This is a genomic window from Martelella limonii, assembly GCF_013344475.1.
Lineage (GTDB): Bacteria > Pseudomonadota > Alphaproteobacteria > Rhizobiales > Rhizobiaceae > Martelella > Martelella limonii.
In genome coordinates this window covers 748,336-772,753 of record NZ_JABUOU010000001.1, presented here as the reverse complement: position 1 = coordinate 772,753, position 24,418 = coordinate 748,336, and the positions used below count along the sequence as shown (strand labels likewise).

The window sequence follows — 24,418 nt, the reverse complement described above, 5'->3', positions numbered from 1 at the left end:
GAATTCCCATCGGTTGGGCGCATGCCGGTTTCGGCATGGCGCGGTCCGGATGGCTTTTCGTCGGGGCCGGCATTCCGTCCGGTCTCTTTCAAACGTTCATGCATGACGCGCCTGCCTGAAGGGCAGGGTGCATCTTGTGTTTTATCTCCAAATCAAATCATCGCGTTTTTCGGGAGGATGTCATGACCAACGTCGTCATCGCGGGCTATCAGCGCTCGCCTTTCACACTTGCAACCAAGGGCGAAATGGCCCGTGTCCGTCCGGATGATCTGGCAGCCCAGGTGGTGCGCGGGCTGGTCGAAAAGACCGGCGTGAAGCCTGAAGATATCGAGGACCTGATCCTTGGCTGCGCCTTTCCGGAAGCCGAGCAGGGCTTCAACCTTGCCCGTCTCGTGGTGTTGATGGCGGAACTGCCGAAATCGGTCGGCGGGGTCACTGTCAACCGCTTCTGCGGCTCCTCCATGCAGTCCATCCACATGGCAGCCGGCCAGATCCAGCTTGGCGCGGGCGAAGCCTTCATCTGCGCGGGCGTTGAGAGCATGAGCCGCGTGCCGATGACCGGCTTCAATCCGCTGCCCAACCCTGCGCTCTACGCCAAGGATCCAGGCGCCTATATCGGCATGGGCGACACGGCGGAAAACGTCGCGACCAGATGGCAGATCTCCCGCAAGGAACAGGAAGCCTTCGCCGCAAAGAGCCACGAAAAGGCTGCTGCCGCACGCGCGGAAGGCCGGCTGAAGGACGAGATCGTTCCGATCAGCATAAAGGGCGGCTCGGTCTCGGAAGATGGCTGCATCCGTCCGGAAACGACGGAAGAGGTTCTCGCCGGCCTGAAGCCCGCCTTCTCCAAGGATGGCTCGGTGACCGCCGGCACGTCTTCGCCGCTCACCGACGGCGCGTCTGCCGTACTGGTGTGCTCGGAAGAGTATGCATCGAAGAACGGCCTGACGCCGCTTGCCCGCCTGACCTCTGTCGGCATCAGCGGCTGCGACCCTGAAATCATGGGCATCGGCCCGGTCGGCGCGAGCCGCAAGGCGCTGGCACGCGCCGGCATTGATGTCGGCGCCCTCGACGTGATCGAATTGAACGAGGCCTTCGCCAGCCAGTCGCTCGCCTGCATCCGCGATCTTGGTTTGCCTGCGGATCGGGTGAATATCGATGGCGGGGCAATCGCCCTTGGCCACCCGCTTGGCGCCACCGGCGCACGCATCGTCGGCAAGGCGGCGTCGCTGTTGCAGCGCGAGGGCGGCAAGTATGCACTTGCTACCCAGTGCATCGGCGGCGGACAGGGCATCGCAACCATACTGGAGCGTGTCTGATGTCTGAGAACGGATTTGAGATCAACACCGTCGCCGTCATCGGCGCCGGCGTGATGGGATCGGGCATTGCAGCCCAGGTGGCCAATGCCGGCCACAAGGTGCTGCTGCTCGATATCGTGCCGGAAGGTGCATCCAACCGCAGCGTGATCGCGGAAACCGCGGTCGCGAAGATGAAAAAGGCCGATCCGGCGCCGTTCATGTCGAAGCGGGCGATGAGGCTCGTTGAAACCGGCAATATCGAGGACGATCTCGACAAGCTTGCAGGCGTCGACTGGATCATCGAGGTCGTTGTCGAGAAGCTCGAGGTCAAGAAGGCGCTTTATCGCAAGATCGATGCGGTGCGCCGGACGGGCACCGCGATTTCGTCGAACACGTCGACCATTCCGCTTGCCCAGCTTGTTGAAGGCATGCCGGAGGCGTTCGTCCGTGATTTCATGATCACCCATTTCTTCAATCCGCCGCGCTACATGCGGCTGATGGAACTGGTGACGGGTCCGGCCACGGATGCGGGACTTGCGGCTGCCGTGACCGATTTTGCCGATCGCAAGCTCGGCAAGAGCGTCGTCCTGTGCAACGACCGCCCCGGCTTCGTCGCCAACCGGCTCGGCGTCACCTGGATCCAGCTCGGCGTTCTCAAGGCCATCGAAGAGGGGCTGACGGTCGAAGAGGCAGATGCGGTGATGGGCAAGCCGTTCGGCATTCCGAAAACCGGCATTTTCGGCCTGATCGATCTCGTCGGCCTCGACCTGATGCCGCATATCGGTGCCAGCCTGAAGAGCTCGCTTCCTGAAGGCGACATGTTTCACGCGACCAACCGTGATCTTCCGCTTGTCAACAAGATGATTGCCGACGGTTATACCGGCCGCAAGGGCAAGGGCGGTTTCTACCGGCTGAACCGCGAGGGCGGCCAGAAGATAAAGGAGGCGATCGAGCTCGACAGTGGCCGGTACCGCACATCCGCCAAGGCAGAAAGCGGTGCGCTGAAGGCTGCGCGCAAGCCGCGCCAGGTTATGGAGATCAAGGGGCCGATCGGGCGCTACGCCTTCGGCGTCATGGCCAATACGCTCTCTTATGCGGCAAGCCTCGTCGGTGACGCTGCCGATGACATCGCTGCGATCGATGAGGTGATGCGGCTTGGCTATAACTGGCGCTGGGGACCGTTCGAACTGATCGACATGATCGGTGCGCCGTGGCTCGTCTCCAGGATGCGTGAGGAAAATATTCCTGTTCCGGAACTCCTCGAAAAGGTCGGCGATCGCACCTTCTACCGGATCGAGGACGGCAAGCGTCAGGCGCTCCAGTCGGATGGCAGCTACCGCGATATCGAGCGTCCCGAAGGCGTGCTGATGCTTGAAGACATCAAGCGCGTCAGCGAGCCCTTGCTCAAGAACGGTTCGGCCTCGCTCTGGGATATCGGTGACGGCGTCGTCTGCTTCGAATTCACTTCGAAGGCAAACGCCATGGACGAACAGATCATGGCGCTGCTCGACAAGACGATTTCGCTCGTCAAGAAACGCTACAAGGCGCTCGTCATTTACAACGAGGGCACCAACTTCTCCGTTGGCGCCAATCTCGGCCTCGCGCTCTTCGCCGCCAATATTGCGGCCTGGGGCGAGATCGAGAAACTGGTGAGCGCCGGCCAGCAGACCTACACCAAGATGAAATACGCACCTTTCCCCGTGGTCGCGGCACCCTCCGGCATGGCGCTTGGCGGCGGCTGCGAGATCGTACTCCACGCCGATGCGGTGCAGGCCCATGCCGAAACCTATATCGGCCTTGTCGAATGCGGCGTCGGGCTTGTGCCCGCCTGGGGCGGTTGCCGGGAAATGCTGACCCGCTGGCAGAACAATCCGGCAGCCCCCAAGGGCCCGATGCCCGCTACGGCCAAGGTATTCGAGATGCTCTCGACCGCAACGGTAGCGAAATCGGCCGACGAGGCGAAGGATCTTCTGTTCCTGCGCAAGGATGATAGCGTCACGATGAACCGCTACCGGCTTCTGGCGGATGCCAAGGCCAAGGCGCTCGCCATGGTCGAAGGCTATCAGCCGCCCGAACCGCAGGAGATCGTTCTGCCTGGACCGTCCGGAAAGATCGCGCTCGAAATGGCTGCCGAAGGCTTTGCACGGCGCGGCATCGCCACGCCGCACGACCTGACGGTCGCGCGCGAACTGGCAACGGTTCTGACCGGCGGCGATACCGATATCGTCGACAGGATGGATGAGGAGTCCATCCTCGAACTGGAGCATGACAGCTTCATGCGCCTGGTGAGGAACACGAAGACGCTCGACCGGTTCGAGAGCATCATCGAAACCGGCAAACCCTTGAGAAACTGAAGAGAAGGACGCAAACCATGCACGTCTACCATGCACCCATAAGGGATATGCGTTTCGTTCTGCAGGAACTGATCGGCATCAGCGATTATCCCGATATCCCTGGTCTCGAGGAAGTTTCGCCGGATCTGGCGGACGCCATCCTGGAGGAGGCCGGCCGGTTCTGTACCGACGTGCTGCTGCCGCTCAACGCACCCGGCGATGAAGAGGGCTGCGTACTGGAAAACGGCGTCGTGCGCACCCCGAAAGGCTTCAAGGAAGCCTACAAGGCCTTTGCGGAAGCGGGCTGGACGGCGATGGCATCCGATCCCGAATGGGGCGGGCAGGGGTTGCCGGAATCGATCAACAAGCTGGTCGAAGAGATGAGCTGCGCCGCCAACCTCTCCTTCGGCCTCTATCCGGGCCTCACCCATGGCGCCTATCAGGCGATCGTCGACCACGCGAGCGAGGATCTGAAGCAGACCTATCTGCCGAAGATGGTCGAAGGCACCTGGTCCGGCACGATGTGCCTGACGGAAGCCCATTGCGGGACCGATCTCGGCCTCTTGAGAACCCGGGCGGAACCGCAGGCAGACGGCTCCTACAAGGTCACCGGCTCGAAGATCTTCATCTCCGCCGGCGAGCATGACCTGACAGAAAACATCATCCATCTGGTGCTGGCTCGCCTTCCCGATGCGCCGAAGGGCGTGAAGGGCATCAGCCTGTTCCTGGTGCCGAAGTTCCTTCCGAATGCCGATGGCACGCCGGGCCAGCGCAACGGCGTCACCTGCTCGGGCATCGAGCACAAGATGGGCATCAAGGCGTCCGCCACCTGCCAGATGTCGTTTGATGAGGCCACCGGCTGGCTGGTTGGCGAGCCGCACAAGGGCATGCGCGCCATGTTTACGATGATGAACAGCGAGCGGCTGTCCGTCGGCATTCAGGGTCTTGGCGCGGGCGAAGCGGCCTATCAGGGCGCTGTTGCCTATGCGAAGGAGCGGCTTCAGGGGCGCTCGCTTGCAGGCACCAAGCACCCCGACAAGCCCGCCGATCCGATCATCGTGCATCCCGATGTCCGGCGCATGTTGATGACGATGCGGGCCAATACCGAGGGCTGCCGCGCGCTTGGCGGCTGGGTGGCGCGCAACCTCGACATGATGAAGCACCACCCCGATCCGGACAAGCGGAAGGAAGCGGAAGACTTCACCGCCCTGATGACGCCGATCGTCAAGGCGCTGTTCACCGATCTCGGTTTCGAGACTGCCTCCATCGGCATGCAGGTCTATGGCGGTCACGGCTTCATTCGCGATCATGGCATGGAGCAATATGTCCGCGACAGCCGCATCTCGATGATCTACGAAGGCACCAACGGCATTCAGGCGCTCGATCTCGTCGGCCGCAAGATGCCGGCGCATATGGGCCGCTATCTGCGCGCCTTCTTCCACCCGGTGCTGGAGGAGATTGACGCCGCCGTCGATGACGACCGCCTGTCCGACCTCGTCCAGCCACTCTCGAAGGCCTTTGGCGGGCTGCAGCTCTGCACAGCCGAGATTGCGCAGAAGAGCCTGAAAGATCCGGAAGAGGCGGGTGCTGCGGCAACCGAGTATCTGCGTCTCTTCGGTCTCGTCGCGCTTGGCGTGATGTGGCTGCGTTCTGCCAAGGTCGCCCATGAGGCGCTTGACAAGGGCGCGGAGGATCCGGAGTTCTACAAGGCGAAGCTCGTCACGGCTGATTTCTACATGACCCGCATCCTGCCGCAGGCCGCTGGCCTGGTTGCCGCGATCCGCTCTGGCAAGTCCGCGATGATGGCGCTTGACGAGATGGCGTTTTGATGGCGGTTCGCGATACGGGAGACTTATGGAATGGCTGAAATCGATACGCTGATTGCCGCGATGGAAGACAAATCGGATGCGCTCGAGGACCTCGGTTACCGGGTCCGCTTCGACATGAAGGATGGCGGATCGATCCTGCTTGATGCGACGGACGGAAATGTCGAGATCGAGCAGGATGAGACGGGCGAGGCGGAGGCCGATACCGTCCTCATCCTGTCATCCGACAATCTCGAAAAGCTGATCAACGGCAAGCTCAACCCGATGCTGGCCTTTTCGACCGGCCGTTTGAAAGTGCGGGGCTCGCAAGGGGTTGCGCTGAAACTCGCCAGCCTTCTCGAAGAGGCCTCCTAGGCCCATCTGAAACACGAAAGGCCGCACCGGTTTTCCGGCGCGGCCTTTATGCTGCTCGTCAAGCCGCAGCGTCTGAGGTTGCCACGCACGACAACCCACCCACAGGGGTCATGCTCGGACTTGATCCGAGCATCCAGGCGGCTCAACAGATTGTTTTCAAATCTTGTTGCAGACACTGGGCGTTCTGCCTGGATCCTCGTGTCAGGCACGAGGATGACCCGCGTTTAAGGGCGGTTTGGTAGCAAACAGAAGGCAGCGTCTGTTTGGGGGCGCTGCCTGGATCCTGCGCGACCGGCCTTGCCTTGCGGCGCCCGGTCGTCTTTTTGTCTTCTATTTCGTTCGCCGCCAGGTCTGGCTCTTGCAGATCACGCCGCCCATAACACAGCCCGAAAGCTTCAGCGTATTGGGATCGGTGAGTTCCATCTTGCCGGTATAGGTCTTGCCGTTTTCGAAATTGTAGAGCTTGCCTTTCCAGGCATTGTTGCCGTCGGGCGCGAGACCGGAAAGCATCTGCGTCCCGACAAGCGGGCGGCTGCGCCTGGAAGCGTCAGGGTTGTTCTCGTCGTTCGAAGGCGTCTTCTGCCAGACGATGGTGCCGCAGTAATTGCTGCCGCAAGGGGCGATCTGAACCTGCGTCTTGCCGCTTTCCGTCAGCCATCTGCCATCGGGTGATGCAGCGGCGGCCATGGTGGCCGTCATCAGCCCAGCTGCGAGCGCTGCGCCAAAAAATGCTCTCATGCTGAAATTCCTCCCTTTCGTTGCCCATGGAACGGCCTTGACGCGATCTCCTCCAGACCCGAAAAGGCCGTGCCGCCTCCGGTGATGGACCGGAGGCGGCCGCTATCGTCAGAAGCGGTAGCGCAGGCTGGCCGATACGATATCAACATGCGCATCGACATCGCCGAAGAAGGCAAGGCCGGCATAATGCGGGTTGTTGGCATCGATCTGGATGTTGGTATCGCCCGTCGTGAAGATGTGCTCATAGGCAAGATCGAGCGACAGCTTGTCGTTCCAGTTGTAGGTGCCGCCAACGGCTGCGTGGATGCGATCGCTGTCGGGGAGGCGCAGGTCGCGGTTCGTGACCGAAATCGGCGACCATTCGTAGCCGAGACCACCGCGAACCGTGAACTTCTCGTTCCAGGCATATTCGAGGCCGACCGAGACGTAGTAGCCGTCATCATATTCGAAGGGCAGATCCGTCAGTTGCATGCCCTTGGTGAAACCTGCGGTGCCATAGACCGGGAATTCATCAAACACGCTCCAGTGGGTCCACTCGAAGCCGGCATTCAGTGTGAGCTGATCGGTGATCTTCTGGCTCAGGCCGACGGTGATCTGGTCGGGCAGGGTGATGTCGGTCGTAACCGGATAGGAACCCGCAGGAAGCGGCGCCATCATGGCCCCGAGATCGAGCGTGCCATCAAGGCTCTGCTTGATCTGCGAACGGTAGCCGACACCGATGACGGTGCCTTCCATCGGCGTCAGCGTGAAGCCGAGATTGAAGCCGACACCCCAGGAATCACCCTGCAGTTCGGCAGACGGCGCATTGGGGAAGGGGCTCATAGCCTGCGTCAGGCGGGTCTCGAAATACATCGCCTCGATACCGCCACCGATGGCGAGCCAGTCATTCACCTTCCAGGCGATGGTCGGGTTGATGTCGTAGCTGACCACTTCCGAGGTACGGGCATAGATCTGGCCCGAATAGTTGAAGGGGTTCTTGGTTTTCAGGCCGAACGGGGCGTTGAAGCCCAGGCCGATCCAGACATCCGGCGTGATCTGGTAGCTCGCATAGCCGGCAGGCAGTACCGCGTCCATCCCCATGTCGCCGGTCGAGCCGGTTCCGCCGAGCAGCAGCAGCGCAGGCGCTGTGCCACTCGTCGGCGTAATGTCGGAATATGGAAAGATGCCGGAAATGTCGGCTTCCACCTGGAAGCCCTCGAAGGCCGCCATGGTTGCCGGGTTCCAGTACATCGAGCCGATGCCGGCCTGTCCCGCCGCAGCGCCGGCAAAGGCCTGGCCCTGTCCAAGCGCGCTCTGCTCGCGCAGCCCAAACGAACCGGCAGAGGCCGACCCCGCAGTCAAGATCGTGGCCGCACCCAAAAGCAGGATATTCATTCGGCTGGTCATGTTCATCGCTTGCTCCTCCTCACGCGAACTGAAGCGCATCGCGCCCCTTCATCCCAATTGGAAAGATAGCTGACGTTTAGGTAATGCAATATCCTTTTAAGGAACCATGCATATAAATTTTCCGCATGCGTGGCGAATAGGCCACAGGCTCTGGGGCGAAGCCATTCCGCCTGCACATTCCGCACAGCCTCTCTGAGGTCGCCGAAGGCAGCCCGGAGGCGAGACACTTGAAGTTTCTGCGCACAATAATATATAGCCTGCTAACGAATAGCCCACTAACGGATATCAAGTCAGCAATGCCCGATTCCTCGACCGAATTGCAGATCGCCTTTATCGAAGCGCTTGGCGTGACCAGCCGCAAGATGCGGACGCTTTATGATGCCCGCGTTTCGGCGCTCGGTCTGACTTTTTCCCGCGCCCGTGTCCTGACGCTTCTTGCCCGCCATGGCAGCCTCAATCAGAGCGCGCTTGCCGGCGAGCTTGACCTCGAGAAGCCGACACTGGTGCGCACGCTCGACCGGATGGCTGCGCTCGATCTGATCGAGCGCGTTACCGATCCCGATGATCGCCGGGTCAATCTCGTGCAACTGCGTCCGCATGGAAAGGCGATGGCCGAAAGGCTTATGGAAGAACGCGCGGGTTTCATCGGCGCCTTCTTCGTGCCGGAGGACGAGGCAGCACTGAAGCAGGCAACCGCGCTGCTGCAGGCGATCGTTGCGCGGATCGAGCGGATGGAGATCGAGCCATGAGTTCCATCCAGACCCTGGAGGCCGAGCAGGGAAAGCAAAGCGAGGCGCCCGCAGCGCCGTCCCAGCACGCTCCGCTCTATCCCGGCGCGCCACCGGCTCAGCCGCCGAAACCGCTGCCGCAGCTTCTGCTTTACATGTGCGCCGCAACCGTGATCGGGATCACCCAGGCCCTCGGCATGTCCTTCATCTCGGTGTCGATCCAGCAGATTGCCGGACCGCTGAAGGCAACCACGACCGAAGCGACCTGGATGCTTGCGGCTTATCTCGTGCCCAATGCCAGCCTCACGCTGATGCTCTTTAAGATGCGCCAGCAATTCGGTTTGCGCCGGTTCGCCGAGGTTTCGATTGTCCTCTATGTGCTGGTCAATCTCTGCCATCTTTGGATTGACAATTACCAAGCGGCAATCGTCATGCGCTTCTTCGCCGGCGTTGCCGCAGCGCCCATGTCGTCGATCGCTATCCTCTACATGCTGGAGGGACTTCCGCGTGAAAAGAAGCTCTCGATCGGCATCTCGTCGGCGATGACGGTCATTTCCCTCGGCACGCCGCTTGCCGGGCTGATGGCGCCTGTTCTTCTGGATTATGGCGGCTTGCAGAGGCTTTACATTTTCGAGATCGGGCTCGCCCTGGTCTCGCTCGCGCTGATCTACAAGCTGCCGCTGGTTTCCGGCGAGCGGGTGAAGGTGATCAGCCGCAATGACCTCATTGCCTTCGGCTTCCTGTTTGTCGGCATGGGTGCGCTGACGGTGGCGCTGACCGTCGGGCGGCTCTACTGGTGGACGGAAAAGCCCTGGATCGGCTGGCTCATGGTGGTCGGCGTCGCATCGCTGACGATCATGGTGCTGATGGAAACGCATCGCGAAAACCCGCTGGTCGACATCAAGTGGATCACCTCGGCCGAGATCATCCATTTCACCGGCGCTCTTCTGATCTTCCGGATCATCCTTTCGGAACAATCGAGCGGCGCGCGCGGCTTCTTCATGATGCTCGGCCTGAGCAACGAGCAGCTGCGCGGCCTCTATATCGTGATGATCGTGGCAACGATCGCAGCCGGCGTCACCTGTGCGGCATTGATAAAGCCGGGCAGGGTCGCAGCCATGCACGGCTTCGCTCTGGTGTTGCTGATCATCGGAACATGGCTCGACAGTCAGGCCACCAGCCTCACCCGTCCCGAGCAGATGTATCTGAGCCAGACGCTGATTGCCTTTGCTGCGGGCCTCTATCTGCCGCCGGCAATGCTGATCGGCTTCATGGCCGCCTTGAAGCGCGGGCCGAGTTACATCCTGAGCTTCATCATCGTGTTTCTGACGACCCAGCGCGTCGGCGGTATCCTCGGCTCCGCGCTGTTCGGCAGTTTCGTCACCTGGCGGGAGCAGATCCATTCCGCCGCGCTTGCCAAGGACATTACCGGCGGCGATCCGCTGGTGAGCCAGCGCCTTGCACAGCTTGCCGGCGCCTACGGTCAGTCCATCGGCGATGTCGCCCTGCGCAAGGCTGAGGGCGCCATGCTGTTTGCAAGCCAAGTGCGCCAGCAGGCCTACGTCCTCGCCTACAACGACGCCTTCCGATTTACGAGCCTGCTCGCTTGCGTGGCGCTCGCCGTTCTCATCATCGATGTTGCTTTCGAGCGGTGGGAAAACGGGCGTGCCGCCGCCGAGGGACTGGCCGCCTGAACCACAAGAAGATCAAGATCATGACACGCATATTCCGCTCTCTCTCCGCCTATCTTACACTTGCCATCGGCATCGGCGGCATCGTGACCCTGCTGTTTGCCTGGAACCTTCCGCCCTTTGACGGCGCAACGGAACGCACCGATGACGCCTATATCCAGGGACAGGTGACGCTGCTTTCGCCGCAACTCTCCGCGCTCGTGGCAGATGTTCCTGTGACCGACTTCCAGCCGGTGAAGGAGGGCGACCTGCTCGTGCGCCTCGACGATCGCATCTACCGCGAGCAGCTTGCCCAGGCCGAAGCGAGCCTGAAGGCGGCGCAGGCGGCTCTTGATGCGAATGCCCAGGCACAGAAGACCGCGCAGGCAAATATCGGTTCTGCCGAAGCCGGTGTTGCGAGCGCCAAGGCAAGCCTGGAGAACGCCCAATCCCAATGGGAGCGCATCGAGCGGCTGAAAGCCAAGGAGCTTTCAACCGGAACCGACATTGACAAGGCGCGGGCAACGCTCGATCAGGCGAAATCCGCGCTGGATCAGGCCAGTGCCGGCGTCGAGGTTGCGAAAGAGGCGTTGCAGACCACGATCGTCAATCGCCGCTCGCTGGAGGCGAATGTTGCGGCGTCCGAGGCTTCCCGCGCGCTTGCCCAGATCAACCTGGACAACACCCGGATCACCGCACCGCGTGACGGGACGCTCGGCCAGGTAAAGGCGCGCGAGGGACAATATGTGTCGCCCGGAACGCAGCTTGTCGCGCTCGTGCCCGACAATCGCTGGGTGATCGCCAATTACAAGGAAACCCAGCTTGACGGTCTGAAGCAGGGGCAGAAAGTGACGTTCACGGTTGATGCGCTGGACGGCGAGACCTTCACCGGACGTATCGAGAGCTTCTCGCCCGCCTCGGGATCGCAGTTCTCGGTCATCACGCCGGACAATGCGACGGGCAATTTCACCAAGGTCGCCCAGCGGGTTCCGGTCCGGATCGCCATCGACCCCGGACAGCCCGACCTCGACAAGCTGGTGCCCGGCCTTTCGGTGGTCACCCGAATCGAGGCCCAGAATGGCTGATGGAGATGACAGAGGTTCCGGCGCGCCATTTCAGCGCGCCGGCAACCCGACAGAAGGGGCACGGGAGGTTTCCTAGCCTGCAGGCCAGCTCACCCCACGCGCCGGCCAAATCTCAGCCGCGAGGGCCGCGTACACCTGACGCCGACGCCACATGGCGTTGCCAGTAGGCATGAAGCGCCGGCACGTCTCCGGACGTCAGGATCGGCATTGCTGCTTTCAACTGTTGATCCGTCCAGTCCCACCAGGCCATCTCGATCAGACGCGCGATATCGGCGGCCTCGAACCTGTCGCGGATCTTGCGCGCGGGGTTTCCGCCGATGATCGCATAAGGCTCGACATTGCGGGTCACGAGCGACCGCGTGCCGATCACCGCGCCGTCGCCAATGGTGACGCCCGGCATGACGATCGCTTCCGATCCGATCCAGACATCATTGCCGATGATCGTGTCTCCGGCTGGTTCGTAGCCGTTTCGCGCACCGGAAAATGAGTCGACCTCGCTCATCCAGAAGAATGGAAACGTGCTGATCCAGTCACTCCGGTGGCCCTGGTTGCCGGCCATGATGAAGGCGGCGCCCGAGCCGATCGAGCAAAAGCTGCCGATCACAAGTCTGTCGAGGCCCTCATCGGGCGGGAGGAAACGGGCGCAATCGTCAAAACCGTGACCGTGGTAGTAACCGGAATAATAGCTGTATCGGCCTACCGTGATGTTCGGGTTCTTGACCTGACGGTCGAGGGGGATGCCCTTGAACGGGCTTTCAAAGAAGTTGCTCATGAAATCTACCAGTCAATCTCAGCCTTGGCAGGCTGTCATGTCCTGCGCGCAGAACACACGCATTCTTGAGCCGGCACATTCAGTGCCAGCGGCAAGGCTTCTCGCGATCAAACGCGGAAGCAGATTCAGATGGTACAATCCGCAGACTTCATGCCTCGATCATGCATCCGCGCCACCGCGGAAGGCAAGCGCGTTCTCACGCGCGGCGTGGAGCATTCGCCATGCGAAGGGCGATGGTAGCGTTGAAAGAGATGTGCCGCCGGCATTGAAACAATCTAACATTGCATAAAAATGTAAGTCTTTACTTTCACCGCAAGGGTTGACGTCTGCCGCTCACGTTCTATTTCTGGGCTTGAGTTTTCGGGGGCATGGCATCGATGAGGCGCAAGGGCCTTGTTTTAACAGTTGTTTGTTCTGCTCTCGTGATGCTCACGGCGAGCCCCCTCCTTGCGAGCGGGCGTTCGCCGATCCAGACTGTCGCGCCGCCGCGCAATGCAACCGGAGAAGCCTATCTCGAAGCCGTTAGAGGGCGCGGACTTCAGACCAACATCAAGTATATCGCGCCCGAAGGCGAACATGCTGATGCGTCGGATACAGAAGAGCCCAGCGAGATTGCCGAGCTCGGCTCCACGAAACCCATCGGCTGGGCGATTGTCGCGATCATTGCTGGTCTGCTGCTCTTCCTGCTCTATCGGTCGCGCAATACGCTGGCGGAACTTGCAGGTCCGCGCAACAATGCCCGCTTGCCCGCATCGGCAGCGCCGGAACCGCTTGAACCCGCAGTGATAGATCACGGACTGATCGAGCGTCTTCGCTCCGAGCCTGACCCCAGGAAGGGGCTTCGCCTGGTGCTGCAGCGCTTCCTGGCGCTCGCCGCCCAGGAAAGCAGCATCCCGGTCAAGCGCAGCCTGACGACGCGCGAGATCATGGCGCGGCTTCCCGGCAGCTTCGGCCATCGCGAGACCCTGGAGACCCTTGCCAGGGAGGTGGAACGCGTGGTCTTCGGCGGGCATGAGATCGAAGCGGCGCAGTACCAGCATTGCCTCGACCTGGCGGCGCCGTTTCTGAAGAGGACCGGAGCATGAGTGAGGTGAAGCAGACGACAGCCGGCTCATCAACCCCGCTTGCGGTCATGGCGGTCATCGTGATCGGCGCCCTGTCTCTGATGTTTTTCCTGGGAAAGGCCGATATCGAACGCAGCGCGATCGGAACGGCGGGGCTGGCGATCTGGCTCGAGGGGCAAGATGTGTCTGTCGATCATGACGCGCCGGTCGAGATCGCAGGCGAGAAAACGCCGATCCTTCGCATCCTTCCGCTGTATGATCCCTATCTCACCATCGGGCGCGGCGATGATGACGAACGCGAAGCATCAGCCCAGCGTTTGACGTTCAGGAAGATGCCGCTTGAGGTGTTCACGTCGAAGATCGAAAGCGCCGATACGCTGGTCGTGCTGCCGAAATGGCGAAGCGACATGGTTTCGACCGGCAAGGCCGATCGCGGTGCTCTCATTGCGGATGCGCAGATGACGGTTTTCGGAATATGGCGCGGGCCTTCCGTGCGAACGCTGGACGGCCTGTTGGCCGAGACCGCGGTCCTGGACCAGGATGGCGCGTCGCTCGGACAGGCCGCGCTCTATGCGCCGCGCGTCCTCAGCGAGGGCATGAATGAAATCTGTGAGCCACTGCTGACCCTTGGTGACGAGGGAACGCTTCTTGCCAGGTGCGACGATGTCTATGAGGACGGCGTCAGCTTCTATCTGCTGTCCGATCCCGATCTTCTCGACAATCACGGGCTTGCCAATGGCGACAATGCCAGCATCGCAACGGAGATGATCCGCGATCTTGCCGCTGGCCGTCCCGTCTATATCGATCCCACGACCTATGCGAATGTCACCGACACGTCGGGCGTCGATCCTCATGAGCGCTCGCTCGCCGATCTCGGGCGTTTCTTCGGCTATCCATTCTCGCTCTTCTGGCTCGGCGCCGGGCTGACCGTGCTGCTTGCGCTCTGGCGCGGCAGCCGCCGTTTTGGTGAGCCGCTTGAGAGCGAGGGAATGGCTGTCATCGGCTCGAAGTCCCAGACGATTTCGGCCTCGTCCCGCCTGCTGCGACTTTCGGGCAGCCAGAGCGATCTGGTGGCTGCCTATGTCAGGGCCCGCATGGAACTGCTGAACGCCGTCGTCCTGGGGCCCTCGCGCCGCGCTTCCGGCACGGTTGCGCAAGACATCATGACCCGGGTCTCGCGACGCGCGCCCGAAACCGGCGCGCGGCTTGCCACGGCCTATGCGGCGGTGACCGACCCCGAGCTCGATCCCCACCGGCGCCTTTCGGCGCTGACACCTTTCGAAAAAGCGGTTCAGGAGACCCTTGATGAATTTGGACATGCTTCGCGCCCTTCGTGACCGGCTGACCGGCGAAATTGAAAAAGCGGTGCAGGGGCAGGGGCCGATCGTCGAGCTTCTGCTGATTGCGCTGTTCGCGCGTGGCCACGCCCTGCTGGAAGGCCCGCCCGGAACCGCCAAGACACTGCTTGCCCGCAGTGTCGCTGCCGCGCTCTCGCTCGATTTCAAGCGCATCCAGTTCACCCCGGACCTGATGCCCGGCGATGTCACCGGGTCGAACATCTTCGACTTCGATACCCGCCGGTTCGAGCTCGTCAAGGGGCCGATCTTCACCGACATCCTGCTCACCGACGAGATCAACCGCGCACCGCCAAAGACCCAGGCAGCCCTTCTGCAGGTCATGAGCGAGCGGCAGGCGACGATCGACGGCGTCGATCATGCGGTGGGCGATGTTTTCTTCGTGATCGGCACGCAGAACCCCATCGAACAGCAGGGCACCTATCCATTGCCAGAGGCACAGCTCGACCGCTTCCTGTTCAAGCTGGTGATCGACCATCCGGACGAGGATGCGGAATTCGCCATCCTGCAACGCCATGCCAATCAGGGGCTCGATGCCCATGTGCGCCAGGCAGCCATCACGCCGGTGGCCGGGATCGACGAGATCCGGGCAGGGCAGGCGGTGATCGACGCGATACGTCTCGACGAGACGATCCTGCGCTACGTACTGTCGCTTGCGCGTTCGACCCGCGAGGATACCGATATTGCTCACGGCGTTTCGACCCGCGCGGCCGATGCCCTGTGTGGCGCGGTGCGCGCAAGGGCCGCGCTGGACGGCCGCGACTACGCCATTCCGGACGACGTGAAGAGCCTGTTCATCCCCGTCATGCGCCACCGGATCGTCCTCAGCCCTTCGGCCGAAATCGAAGGCCGGACCCAGAAGAGCGTGCTTGAGGCCATTCTCGACAGAACAGAAGCGCCGCGCTGATGCGTCCATCCGTCCTGCTTCTGGTTCTTGCATGCGGCGTGACGGCCTTCTCCGTCGCGGCGATCGCGCTGCCGGCCATTCCGCCGCTGTCGATGGCGGTGGCCTGGGCCGCCTTGTGCCTTGCCGTGATCGCGGATGCGGTGATCACACCCGGCGGACGCCGTTTCGCGCTGCACTTCTCCGGCGCTCATGAGGTTTTTGTCGGGGAAGCGGCACGCTTCACGCTCCGTCTTGACGCCATTGGCGGTCGTTACTCCGTGCGTCATGCCGTTGCGCGGCTGCGCTGGCCAGAGGGTGTGAGCGGACCGACCGATATCGTGCTCGCCGCCCAAGGCCAAAGCCACGCGCTGGCCGATTTTACAGCGCGCGCGACAAAGCGCGGCAGGTGGCGGATCGCTATGATTTCAGTTCTGCGCGCAAGCAGGCTGGGCCTCATCGAATTTATCGAGAACCATCTACAGGATATTGAAATATCTGTTGTTCCCAATATCCGGTCGATTACTTCAGGAGAGCTCGATACCGAGATCGCCTCAATGGAATTCGGGGAGCGGGCGACCAGCATACATGGCGAAGGATCGGAGTTTCACCAGCTGCGCGAATTCGTGGCCGGCATGGATACGCGCACGATCGACTACAAGCGCAGCGCGCGCCACGGCGCACTGGTGGCGCGGCAGATGCAGGCCGAGCGCAACCATTCCATCGTGCTTGCGCTCGACAACGGCCATCTGATGCGCGAGGAGGTGGACGGCCTCGCCAAGATCGACCACATGATCAATGCCGGTCTCGCCCTTGCCTGGGCAGGCATCCTCGGCGGTGACCGCGTCGGCCTCTATGCCTTCGATGCGCGTCCGCGCCTGTTCGTGCCGCCTATGGACGGCCGGCGTGCCTTTGCGCAGCTGCGGTCCCATACGGCTTCGCTCGAGTACCGGCTGGTGGAGACCAATCATACGCTGGCGCTGAGCCATCTGCATCAGCGCCTTTCCCGTCGAAGCCTTGTGGTGGTGTTTTCCGATTTCGTCGACACCACGACCGCGGAGCTTCTGCTCGAAAACGTGCAGGTCTTGAACCGGCATCACGTGGTGATCTTCGTCACGCTGCGCGATCCGCTTCTGGAGCGCTATCATCGCCGGCAGTCTGACAATATCGCCATGGTCGCCGAGACGGTTGCCGCCGCCGATCTTGAGCGCGAGCGCCGCCGGGTGCTGGATAGTCTGCTGCGGCTCGGTGTCTTCGTGATCGAGACGACGCCGGGCGGTCTCAGGCCTGAGCTTCTCTCCACCTACATGACCATTCGTTCGCGGGAGCTGATATGAGCCTTTCCGGTGAAACCATCCGATCGAGCCGGTTTCGCAGCGAACGCGAAGGCGACTGGCTGCGGCTTCTCGCAATCGTCGACCAGGCCGAACGGCGCGGCGTCAAGAGCCTTGCCTTCGAAGATGCCCGCGATCTCGTGACGCTCTATCGCCAGGCCGTGAACGCCTTGTCCGTTGCACGCGAGATTTCGCTTGATTCCGCCATCATCGAATTTCTGGAGAGTTTGAGCGCCCGGGCCTATCTGGTGGTTTACGCCCCGCGCGCGAGTGTCGCGGGCGTTCTCTCCCGGTTCTTCACGCATGGTGCGCCGAACGCGTTCCGCCGTTCGGCATTGGAAATCATGATCGCCTTCGCGCTGCTTGCGCTCGGCACGCTGGCAGCGTTCCTGCTGGTGCACAATGATCCGACTTGGTTTTATGCGATCGTGCCGGAGGACATGGCGCAAGGACGCGGACCGCAGGCAAGCGCCGACGCGCTGCGGCGCGTGATCTACGATGACGAGCCTGCCGCCCTCGATCAGCTGGGTCTGTTTGCGACCTATCTGTTTTCCAACAATACCCGTGTTGCGATCTTCTCCTTCGTGCTCGGCATCATGGCCTGTGTGCCCAGTTCGCTGCTGGTGCTGTTCAACGGCGCCATGCTTGGTGCGCTTGTCAGCATCTATGTTGAAAAGGACATGGGGTTCGATCTTTTCGCCTGGCTCTCGATCCATGGCGTCACCGAGCTTTCCGCCATCGCGATTGCCACGGCGGGAGGCTTCCGGCTGGGCCGGGCAGTGCTCTTTCCCGGCGACAGGACCAGAAAGGCGGCATTGGCCGCCGCAGGCTTCGATGCCGCGAAGCTTGCCGTGCTGGCCGCCATCATGCTGCTTGCCGCCGGCCTTCTTGAGGGATTTGGGCGACAGCTGGTTACGTCCGCGCCGTGGCGCGTCGCCATCGGCTGGGGCATCGGCGCGCTCTGGTTCTCCTGGCTGATGTTTGCCGGACGCGACGCAACGCAAGCGCTCGCCGCTGATGGTGGGGCAAGCCTCAAGCGCAACGGCGCTTCGGAGCTCTCATCATGAACACGGCCGCGAACACGAAACGCGTCAAGCCATCGAAAGAAGAGCGGCGTTCTCTTGCCATCATTCCCCCGGAAGGCGTTCCGCTCACGCTCCGGACGGCGAGCCTTTCGGTGCGGGCAAGCGCCCAGATCGTCGATGTCATCATCACCCTCATCGCGAGCGCCTTGGTGCTGCTGACGCTGGGTCTGCTCGGTTCCTTCGACTTCGCAACCGCCCAGGCCGTCGCATCGCTGGTGTTTCTGCTGATCGGAACGCCCTATTACGTGATCGCCGAACTGCTCGCCAATGGCCGCACGCCCGGAAAGCGCCTGCTCGGCATCCGCGTCGTCTCTGCCGATGGGCAGGGATTGTCCGTTCATCAGATCGTGGTGCGCAACCTGATGAAGGAGATCGAAATCTTCACCCCGCTTGTGGTCTTGCTCACGGCGTCCATAACGAGCCCGATCGAGCCTGTGGTCGCATTCATATGGTTCATCATCGTGATGATCATTCCGATCGCCTCGGGGAAGAACCAGCGGCTCGGCGACATCATTGCGGGCACTGCAGTGATCTCGAACCCATCGTCAGCGCTGTTGCCGGATCTTGCAAATGCGCGCGTCGATGCTCGCGAGCGTTTCGTGTTCACGCCCCAGCAGATGGATCTCTACGGCGCTTACGAATTGCAGGTGCTCGAGCGCCTGCTGCGCGGTGCGAGAAACGAGATGACCAGTAGCCGTCTCGCCGATGTGGCGATGCGCATCCGCCGCAAGATCGGCTACGAGGAAACCGTCGCGCCGCATGAGGAAGAAACCTTCCTGCACGCCTTTTACACCGCCCAGCGTGGCTATCTGGAGCAGAAGAAGCTGTTTGGCGAGGCGCGGGCCGACAAGCGCCATGCCGACACGCCTTCGGACACCGGTTGATTTCGCAATCGGACGACTTTTTCATCCCGACCGTCTGCCGGTCACATGTTCATTCACCGAAAACTTAAAGGAGCAGAAACAAGATGACTTCACTCGATACAGCGCCAATCAAGCCCGCATTCGGGGTCGGAGAACGGATCGGGGAGACCTTTTCCGTTCTGCGCCAGCGCTTCATGACCTTCGTGCTCCTGGCCGCAGTGCCGGGCATCGTCGTTCAGCTGATCTCCCTGGCTGCGGGGCTTGGCGTCGGCGATGATATGTTTACGGACGAAACGAGCGCGGTTGCCGGAACGGCATCGATCGTCACCATCGTGATTTTCGCCTTCCTTATCCCGATCCTCGTCTATTCGGTGATGACCGGGATGATGGTGATGGCGGCCTATGATACGAAAACGGGTCGTTCGGTGCGCCTTGGCGCCTATGTCAGCGCGGCAATCAAGCGCTCGCCGATGCTCGCGATCGTGACCATCATCGTGACCTTCGGCATCAGTATCGCATCCGTGTTTTTCCTTGTGCCGGGCCTGTGGCTTGCAGGCGTCTGGTCCGTCTGCGTGCCGGTGGTGATGATGGAATCGCGTGGCCTCGGCGCGCTCTCGCGCAGTGCAGAACTGACCAAGGAATATCGCTGGCCGCTCGTAGGCTTCGTCGTCGTTACCTACATCATCATCATGGTGATCACCACGCTTGTGACGCTCGCCTTTACGGTGCTGCCGTTGCCCGCGCTTGTCATCGCGATCCTGATGGGTCTGATCAACGGCGTGACCACCGCCCTGCTGTCGATTGCGGTTTCTGTCGCCTATGCGCGGCTGCGCGACATCAAGGAAGGCGTCGGATACGCCGATCTCGCAGAGGTCTTTGATTGATCGAAGCGTGGAAGGCTTGAGAAAAGGCGGAAGGCCGCTCCAATCATGGAGCGGCCTTTTTCATTTCGTCAGGCGCGGTCTTTGTGCTTCAATGATTGCACGACGAGTAGCGACTGGAGGGGGCACTACCGCTCGAACGGCTCGCCAAGCGATGCAATGCCGTTGAGTTTCAGCAGGCGCCGGTCGGCGGAGATGATGCCGAGCACGATGATGGTCACGATATAGGGCAGGGCGGAGAGCAGCTGCGAGGGGAGCCCGACGCCTTCGGCCTGCGCCGCAAGGCTCATCAGCGAGACGAGGCCGAACATGCAGGCGCCGAGGAAGACACGACCCGTCAGCCACGTTCCGAAAACCACAAGGGCGATTGCGATCCAGCCGCGACCGGCGATCATGCCGTCGGCCCACAGCGGCGTGTAGATGGTCGAGGCATAGGCGCCGGCAAAGCCTGCCATCGCGCCGCCGAAGGCGATCGTCGCGACCCGCACCGCAATCACCGGAAAGCCGATCGCATGCGCCGCCTTCGGGTTTTCGCCGACCGCGCGCACGATCAGGCCCGTCTTTGTGCGGTTCAGCATGTACCAGACGCCAAGCGTTGCCAGCAGCGACAGCCACACGACGATATCCTGGCTGAACAGCCCGCCCACAACCGGAAGCTCGGACAAGCCGGGTATTGCGATCTTGGGAAGGCCCTTGATCGTCAGGCTTTCATAGGTCTTGCCGAACAGAGCGGAAAGACCCTGGCCGAGAATGCCGATGGCAAGGCCGGTTGCCACCTGATTGGCCCTGAAGCCCAGAATGACGAAGGCAAAGATGAGCGACAGCAGCGCGCTGACGACACCCGCTGCCAGAAAGCCGATCAGGTGGCTCCCGCTGTGATAGACGACGATGAAGGCAATCACGGCGCCAAGCGCCATCAGGCCTTCAAGACCGAGGTTGAGAACGCCGGAACGTTCCGCGACCAGTTCGCCGAGGGCCGCGAGCAGGAACGGCGTTGCGGCTGCGAGCATGCCGGCAATGATGAATTCGATCGCGCTCATGCCGCCCTCCGTCGATGGTTGGCCGGCCATTCCAGCCGGTAGCGCACGAAGGCTACGGCGACCAGATAGGAGAGCAGCAGGCTGCCCTGAAACACCCGAACGGCCGCTACCGGCAGGTTGGCAGACACCATGGCGTTGTCGCCGCCGATATAGAGCGCTGCCATGAACAGCGAAGAAAAGATGATGCCGATCGGGTGAAGGCCGCCGAGATAGGCGACGATGATGGCAGCATAGCCGTATCCGGTGGCGATCGAGCGCTGGAGCTGGCCGATGGGGCCGGCCACCTCCGCTGCCCCTGCAAGTCCCGCCGCAAAGCCCCCGATCAGCAACGACAGCCAGATGGCGCTCTTTTCCGAGAATCCGGCATAGCCCGCCGCCTTTGGCGCAAGGCCGCCCACCTGAAGCTTGTAGCCCATGAAGCTTTTCTGCATGAACACGAAGGCTGCAGCCGAAAAAGCGAGCGCCAGCAGAAGCGAAATGTTGACCCGTGTACCGGGGATCAAGGTCGGCACCATGGCGTCGTACTGGAACATCACCGATTGCGGGAAGTTGAAGCCGTTCGGATCCTTCCACGGGCCCAGCAACAGGTAATAGAGTAGCTGAAGCGCGACGAGGCTCAGCATCAGCGAGACCAGGATCTCGTTGGCGTTGAGCCTTGCACGCCAGAAGGCCGTGATGGAAGCCCAGAGAGCGCCGCCGATGGCGCCCAGAACAAGCATCAACGGCCAGATCCAGAACCCCGTCGCCATTGGAAACCAGACCGGGATCGACGAGGCGAAGATCGCACCGAGAATGAACTGACCTTCCGCGCCGATGTTGAACACCTTCGCCCGGAAACCGATTGCGAGCCCCTGCGCAATCAGCAGAAGCGGCCCGGTCTTGAGGAGCACTTCGGAAAACGAAGTCCAGGAGATGAAGGGTTCGAGCAGCATCGCGTAGACGACCGCGCCCGGATCGCGGCCCATCACCACGTATAGGCCGAGGTTGAGCACGATCGCGGCAAGAAGTGCCAGCGGCGGGGCAAGCAGCGTCGCCTTCAGCGATGCCTGTTCGCGACGCACGAGGCTTGGCAGAAAGGAAAGGGCCGGAGCACTCATGACGCGCGTTTTCCTGTTTCCGAGCCGATCATGTAACGGCCGACATCTTCCGGTCTGGTATCACGCGTCACCAGCGGCGGGCTCAGCCTTCCATGGTGCAGCACCTGGATATGGTCCGTCAGCTGGAACAGCTCTTCCAGCTCCTCCGAGATGACGAGGATCGCCATGCCGGCATTTCTGAGTTCGATGAGGCGCTGGCGGATCGCGGTCGCCGCGCCGATATCGACGCCCCAGGTGGGCTGGGCGACGAACAGCAGCTTTGGGTGAAGCATGATCTCGCGCCCGACGATGAATTTCTGCAGGTTGCCGCCCGACAGCGCGCCAGCCTCGGCCTCGGGGCCGGGGGTGCGGACGTCGTATTCCGCGATGCAGGCGCGGGCAAAACCTTCTGCGCTCTTGCGGTTGATCATGCCCTTCCGGACAAGACCGTGCCGGTGGGCCGTCAGAATGCCGTTGAGCGAGAGCGACAGTTCGGGCACCGCACCGCGGCCAAGCCGCTCTTCCGGGACAAAGGCGAAGCCGAGCCTTCGGCGGGCTGAGACGCTCATCTGGCCGACATCCTGTCCCATCATGAAGATCCGGTCCGGCGTCTTGAGCCTGGTCTCGCCGGAAATCAGGGCGGCAAGCTCTGCCTGGCCATTGCCGGAAATGCCGGCGATGCCGAGAATTTCACCGCCGCGCACCGACAGCGTGATCCGTTCAAGGGAGACCCCAAACGGGTCTTCGGGCGCATAGTCGAGGCCGATCAGCTCGAGCTGCTTGTCACCCTCATCCACGGGTTCGGCAGGAACGGGCTCTGGAATGTCGCGGCCGATCATCATGCGCGCCAGCGTGTGCTCGTCATGATCGCGGGGATCGAGATGGCCGGTCACGCGACCGGCGCGCAGGATCGTGGCGCGGTCGCAGATCGCCTGGATTTCCTCCAGCTTGTGCGAGATCAGCAGGATAGACACGCCGCCGTCGCGCAGCCTCCGAAGCGTTTCGAAGAGACGCGTGACCGCCTGCGGCGGTAGCACTGAGGTCGGCTCATCGAGAATGAGCAGCTTCGGATCCGTCATCAGGCAGCGGATGATCTCGACCCGCTGCCGCTCGCCGACCGAGAGCGCGTGGACATGGGCGAAGGGGTCAACCTCCAGACCGAATTCCTGGCCGAGGGCGCGCATGCGTTCGGCAAGCGCGCTCTTGGTGCCGGACATGACCAGCTGGATGTTCTCGACGACCGTCAGCGTCTCGAACAGGGAGAAATGCTGAAACACCATACCGATGCCCTGCCGGCGGGCGACCGCCGGCGAGGCAAGCGTGATCGGCTGACCGTTCCACGCCATGCTGCCCTCATCAGGCTGCTCGACGCCATAGATCAGCTTCATCAGCGTGGACTTTCCGGCTCCATTTTCGCCCAGGATCGCGTGGATCGAGCGCGGCGCGACGGAAAGGTCTATGTCCTGATTGGCGCGGACCTGACCGTAGCTTTTCGAGATACCGGAAAGCGAAAGGAGCGGTGTCTCCATTCTCCCCGCGCCTTATTGCGGCAGCGGCGTGGTGACGCCCTTCACATGCCAGTCCATGGCGACGATCTCCTCGTCGGTCATGGTCTTGCCCGCCGCCACGCCTTCGCTGTCATCGGCCTTCATGATCGGACCGGTGAAGGGCGAGAAACTGCCATCGGCGATCTTGGCTTCCGTCTCGGTGATCGTTGTCATGACGTCGGCGGGGATATCGCTGCTGACGTCAACAACTTCAACCACCTTGTCAGCCATGCCGAGGAAGGCATTGGCGCCCTTGAAAGTTCCGTTCATGTGAGCCTCGACCTGCGACAGGAAATAGGGCGACCAGTCGGTGGCGACGCAGCCGAGATACATCTTCGGCGCATAGCTCTTCATCGAGGAGTTGAGGTTGAAGGCGTAAACGCCGGCCTCCTCGCAGGCCGAGATCACCGAAGGCGTATCCTGGGCGTTGGAGAAGATCACGTCGCAGCCCTTGGCGATCAGCGCCTTGGCGGCATCCTGTTCCTGAGCCGGATCGAACCAGGAGTTGACCCAGACGACCGAGACTTCCACATCCGGATTGACGGCCTGTGCGCCGAGCGTGAAGGCGTTGATCGAGGTGATGAGCTCCGGAATGGCAAAGGCCGAAACCGAGCCCAGCTTGCCGGTTTTAGAAACGGCGGCAGCGGCCATGCCGAGCAGGTAGGTGCCCTGGAAATATTTCGCGGCAAACGGCGAGAAGTTCGGCGCGACCATGTAGCCCGACGCGTGCAGCACGCTGACCTTCGGGTTGCGGCGGGCGATCTGGAAGGCGCCGTTCTGGTATCCGAAGGAACCGGCGATGAGGAAGTTGTTCCCGTCGGCCACCGCCTTGTTCATGATCCGGTCGGCATCCGGGCCCTCGGCAATGTTCTCGAGCACCGTCACCTTGACCTTGTCGCCATAGGCCTCCTTCACCGGCTCGAGACCGGCTGAAAGCGCGTGGCCCCAGCCCACGTCGCCGATCGGGGAGGGTACGACGAGCGTGATGCCGAGCGGTTCGTCGGCTGCAAAGGCGCGGGCGCCCATGGCACCGGCAAGGCCAGTGGCAGCTGCGGCCTGGATCAAGGTTCTGCGTGTAATCTTCGTCATGGTCTACGTTC

Annotated in this window: 21 protein-coding genes; 14 read left to right on the top strand and 7 right to left on the bottom strand. The window is 62.0% G+C overall.

Features of this window, described 5'->3' with window-relative positions; genetic code table 11:
• Positions 1-182 precede the first annotated feature (182 nt).
• The 4 genes from HPQ62_RS03605 to HPQ62_RS03590 are packed head-to-tail and all read left to right on the top strand — an operon-like array spanning position 183 to position 5,811.
• Entirely contained in the window at positions 183-1,319 is a 1,137-nt protein-coding gene (locus HPQ62_RS03605; RefSeq protein WP_174801111.1) for a thiolase family protein, read from the top strand.
• On the top strand, positions 1,319-3,652 hold the full coding sequence (locus HPQ62_RS03600) for a 3-hydroxyacyl-CoA dehydrogenase/enoyl-CoA hydratase family protein (protein WP_174801110.1): 2,334 nt from the start codon (positions 1,319-1,321) through the stop codon (positions 3,650-3,652). The genes HPQ62_RS03605 and HPQ62_RS03600 overlap by 1 nt, the downstream gene beginning before the upstream one ends.
• Positions 3,653-3,669: 17 nt before the next feature.
• Positions 3,670-5,460, top strand: a complete 1,791-nt coding sequence (locus HPQ62_RS03595; RefSeq protein WP_174801109.1) for an acyl-CoA dehydrogenase C-terminal domain-containing protein — start codon at positions 3,670-3,672, stop codon at positions 5,458-5,460.
• Between the two features lie 30 nt (positions 5,461-5,490).
• Positions 5,491-5,811: an SCP2 sterol-binding domain-containing protein gene (locus HPQ62_RS03590; RefSeq protein WP_174801108.1), complete on the top strand. Its 321-nt coding sequence runs from the start codon at positions 5,491-5,493 to the stop codon at positions 5,809-5,811.
• Between the two features lie 330 nt (positions 5,812-6,141).
• Here HPQ62_RS03590 and HPQ62_RS03585 read toward each other — a convergent pair whose 3' ends face one another.
• Both HPQ62_RS03585 and HPQ62_RS03580 read right to left on the bottom strand, forming a co-directional pair.
• On the bottom strand, positions 6,142-6,549 hold the full coding sequence (locus HPQ62_RS03585) for a DUF2147 domain-containing protein (RefSeq protein WP_174801107.1): 408 nt from the start codon (positions 6,547-6,549) through the stop codon (positions 6,142-6,144).
• A gap of 108 nt (positions 6,550-6,657) precedes the next feature.
• The gene (locus HPQ62_RS03580; RefSeq protein WP_244629535.1) at positions 6,658-7,941 is read right to left on the bottom strand and encodes an OmpP1/FadL family transporter; all 1,284 of its coding nucleotides are present in this window, start codon (positions 7,939-7,941) and stop codon (positions 6,658-6,660) included.
• A gap of 290 nt (positions 7,942-8,231) precedes the next feature.
• Between HPQ62_RS03580 and HPQ62_RS03575 the strand changes: the two genes are divergently transcribed.
• From HPQ62_RS03575 to HPQ62_RS03565, 3 genes are read left to right on the top strand one after another with little or no spacing between them, the layout of a single operon-like run.
• Positions 8,232-8,684 carry a MarR family winged helix-turn-helix transcriptional regulator gene (locus tag HPQ62_RS03575; protein WP_174801106.1) on the top strand — a complete coding sequence of 151 codons (453 nt, stop codon included), beginning with the start codon at positions 8,232-8,234 and terminating at the stop codon, positions 8,682-8,684.
• Positions 8,681-10,357 (top strand): efflux MFS transporter permease, encoded by a 1,677-nt coding sequence (locus HPQ62_RS03570; protein WP_174801105.1) that lies wholly within the window; start codon positions 8,681-8,683, stop codon positions 10,355-10,357. Before HPQ62_RS03575 ends, HPQ62_RS03570 begins: the two co-directional genes overlap by 4 nt.
• 20 nt (positions 10,358-10,377) lie before the next feature.
• Complete coding sequence (locus HPQ62_RS03565) at positions 10,378-11,418, top strand: HlyD family secretion protein (protein ID WP_174801104.1); 1,041 nt, start codon at positions 10,378-10,380, stop codon at positions 11,416-11,418.
• Positions 11,419-11,530: 112 nt separating this feature from the next.
• On the opposite strand, the gene catB is transcribed toward HPQ62_RS03565, so the two are convergent.
• The gene (gene catB / locus HPQ62_RS03560; RefSeq protein WP_174801103.1) at positions 11,531-12,190 is read right to left on the bottom strand and encodes a type B chloramphenicol O-acetyltransferase; all 660 of its coding nucleotides are present in this window, start codon (positions 12,188-12,190) and stop codon (positions 11,531-11,533) included.
• 425 nt (positions 12,191-12,615) lie between these two features.
• Between catB and HPQ62_RS03555 the strand changes: the two genes are divergently transcribed.
• The 7 genes from HPQ62_RS03555 to HPQ62_RS03525 all read left to right on the top strand — a co-directional run bounded on the left by HPQ62_RS03555 (position 12,616) and on the right by HPQ62_RS03525 (position 19,658).
• The gene (locus HPQ62_RS03555; protein WP_174801102.1) at positions 12,616-13,275 is read left to right on the top strand and encodes a DUF4129 domain-containing protein; all 660 of its coding nucleotides are present in this window, start codon (positions 12,616-12,618) and stop codon (positions 13,273-13,275) included.
• A complete protein-coding gene (locus HPQ62_RS03550; protein ID WP_174801101.1) occupies positions 13,272-14,591 on the top strand; it encodes a hypothetical protein in 1,320 nt (439 codons plus the stop codon). Before HPQ62_RS03555 ends, HPQ62_RS03550 begins: the two co-directional genes overlap by 4 nt.
• The gene (locus tag HPQ62_RS03545; protein WP_174801100.1) at positions 14,560-15,516 is read left to right on the top strand and encodes an AAA family ATPase; all 957 of its coding nucleotides are present in this window, start codon (positions 14,560-14,562) and stop codon (positions 15,514-15,516) included. The genes HPQ62_RS03550 and HPQ62_RS03545 overlap by 32 nt, the downstream gene beginning before the upstream one ends.
• A complete protein-coding gene (locus HPQ62_RS03540) occupies positions 15,516-16,829 on the top strand; it encodes a DUF58 domain-containing protein (RefSeq protein ID WP_174801099.1) in 1,314 nt (437 codons plus the stop codon). The genes HPQ62_RS03545 and HPQ62_RS03540 overlap by 1 nt, the downstream gene beginning before the upstream one ends.
• Positions 16,826-17,893: a stage II sporulation protein M gene (locus HPQ62_RS03535; protein WP_174801098.1), complete on the top strand. Its 1,068-nt coding sequence runs from the start codon at positions 16,826-16,828 to the stop codon at positions 17,891-17,893. The genes HPQ62_RS03540 and HPQ62_RS03535 overlap by 4 nt, the downstream gene beginning before the upstream one ends.
• Positions 17,890-18,795, top strand: coding sequence for an RDD family protein (locus HPQ62_RS03530; protein ID WP_174801097.1), 906 nt, complete (start codon positions 17,890-17,892; stop codon positions 18,793-18,795). Before HPQ62_RS03535 ends, HPQ62_RS03530 begins: the two co-directional genes overlap by 4 nt.
• 83 nt (positions 18,796-18,878) lie before the next feature.
• Positions 18,879-19,658, top strand: coding sequence for a hypothetical protein (locus HPQ62_RS03525; RefSeq protein WP_174801096.1), 780 nt, complete (start codon positions 18,879-18,881; stop codon positions 19,656-19,658).
• 125 nt (positions 19,659-19,783) lie between these two features.
• Here HPQ62_RS03525 and HPQ62_RS03520 read toward each other — a convergent pair whose 3' ends face one another.
• From HPQ62_RS03520 to HPQ62_RS03505, 4 genes are read right to left on the bottom strand one after another with little or no spacing between them, the layout of a single operon-like run.
• Positions 19,784-20,695 carry an ABC transporter permease gene (locus HPQ62_RS03520; protein WP_174801095.1) on the bottom strand — a complete coding sequence of 304 codons (912 nt, stop codon included), beginning with the start codon at positions 20,693-20,695 and terminating at the stop codon, positions 19,784-19,786.
• Positions 20,692-21,792 (bottom strand): ABC transporter permease, encoded by a 1,101-nt coding sequence (locus HPQ62_RS03515; protein WP_174801094.1) that lies wholly within the window; start codon positions 21,790-21,792, stop codon positions 20,692-20,694. Before HPQ62_RS03515 ends, HPQ62_RS03520 begins: the two co-directional genes overlap by 4 nt.
• Entirely contained in the window at positions 21,789-23,300 is a 1,512-nt protein-coding gene (locus tag HPQ62_RS03510; RefSeq protein WP_174801093.1) for an ABC transporter ATP-binding protein, read from the bottom strand. The genes HPQ62_RS03515 and HPQ62_RS03510 overlap by 4 nt, the downstream gene beginning before the upstream one ends.
• Positions 23,301-23,312: 12 nt before the next feature.
• Positions 23,313-24,407 (bottom strand): BMP family ABC transporter substrate-binding protein, encoded by a 1,095-nt coding sequence (locus HPQ62_RS03505; RefSeq protein WP_174801092.1) that lies wholly within the window; start codon positions 24,405-24,407, stop codon positions 23,313-23,315.
• Between the last annotated feature and the right edge of the window lie 11 nt (positions 24,408-24,418).

Bases quoted from the DNA above. Each gene is read 5' to 3' on its own strand.
- HPQ62_RS03605 (WP_174801111.1), top strand. From the start codon at position 183: ATGACCAACGTCGTCATCGCGGGCTATCAGCGCTCGCCTTTCACACTT.
- HPQ62_RS03600 (WP_174801110.1), top strand. From the start codon at position 1,319: ATGTCTGAGAACGGATTTGAGATCAACACCGTCGCCGTCATCGGCGCC.
- HPQ62_RS03595 (WP_174801109.1), top strand. From the start codon at position 3,670: ATGCACGTCTACCATGCACCCATAAGGGATATGCGTTTCGTTCTGCAG.
- HPQ62_RS03590 (WP_174801108.1), top strand. From the start codon at position 5,491: ATGGCTGAAATCGATACGCTGATTGCCGCGATGGAAGACAAATCGGAT.
- HPQ62_RS03585 (WP_174801107.1), bottom strand. From the start codon at position 6,549: ATGAGAGCATTTTTTGGCGCAGCGCTCGCAGCTGGGCTGATGACGGCC.
- HPQ62_RS03580 (WP_244629535.1), bottom strand. From the start codon at position 7,941: ATGAACATGACCAGCCGAATGAATATCCTGCTTTTGGGTGCGGCCACG.
- HPQ62_RS03575 (WP_174801106.1), top strand. From the start codon at position 8,232: ATGCCCGATTCCTCGACCGAATTGCAGATCGCCTTTATCGAAGCGCTT.
- HPQ62_RS03570 (WP_174801105.1), top strand. From the start codon at position 8,681: ATGAGTTCCATCCAGACCCTGGAGGCCGAGCAGGGAAAGCAAAGCGAG.
- HPQ62_RS03565 (WP_174801104.1), top strand. From the start codon at position 10,378: ATGACACGCATATTCCGCTCTCTCTCCGCCTATCTTACACTTGCCATC.
- catB (WP_174801103.1), bottom strand. From the start codon at position 12,190: ATGAGCAACTTCTTTGAAAGCCCGTTCAAGGGCATCCCCCTCGACCGT.
- HPQ62_RS03555 (WP_174801102.1), top strand. From the start codon at position 12,616: ATGCTCACGGCGAGCCCCCTCCTTGCGAGCGGGCGTTCGCCGATCCAG.
- HPQ62_RS03550 (WP_174801101.1), top strand. From the start codon at position 13,272: ATGAGTGAGGTGAAGCAGACGACAGCCGGCTCATCAACCCCGCTTGCG.
- HPQ62_RS03545 (WP_174801100.1), top strand. From the start codon at position 14,560: ATGAATTTGGACATGCTTCGCGCCCTTCGTGACCGGCTGACCGGCGAA.
- HPQ62_RS03540 (WP_174801099.1), top strand. From the start codon at position 15,516: ATGCGTCCATCCGTCCTGCTTCTGGTTCTTGCATGCGGCGTGACGGCC.
- HPQ62_RS03535 (WP_174801098.1), top strand. From the start codon at position 16,826: ATGAGCCTTTCCGGTGAAACCATCCGATCGAGCCGGTTTCGCAGCGAA.
- HPQ62_RS03530 (WP_174801097.1), top strand. From the start codon at position 17,890: ATGAACACGGCCGCGAACACGAAACGCGTCAAGCCATCGAAAGAAGAG.
- HPQ62_RS03525 (WP_174801096.1), top strand. From the start codon at position 18,879: ATGACTTCACTCGATACAGCGCCAATCAAGCCCGCATTCGGGGTCGGA.
- HPQ62_RS03520 (WP_174801095.1), bottom strand. From the start codon at position 20,695: ATGAGCGCGATCGAATTCATCATTGCCGGCATGCTCGCAGCCGCAACG.
- HPQ62_RS03515 (WP_174801094.1), bottom strand. From the start codon at position 21,792: ATGAGTGCTCCGGCCCTTTCCTTTCTGCCAAGCCTCGTGCGTCGCGAA.
- HPQ62_RS03510 (WP_174801093.1), bottom strand. From the start codon at position 23,300: ATGGAGACACCGCTCCTTTCGCTTTCCGGTATCTCGAAAAGCTACGGT.
- HPQ62_RS03505 (WP_174801092.1), bottom strand. From the start codon at position 24,407: ATGACGAAGATTACACGCAGAACCTTGATCCAGGCCGCAGCTGCCACT.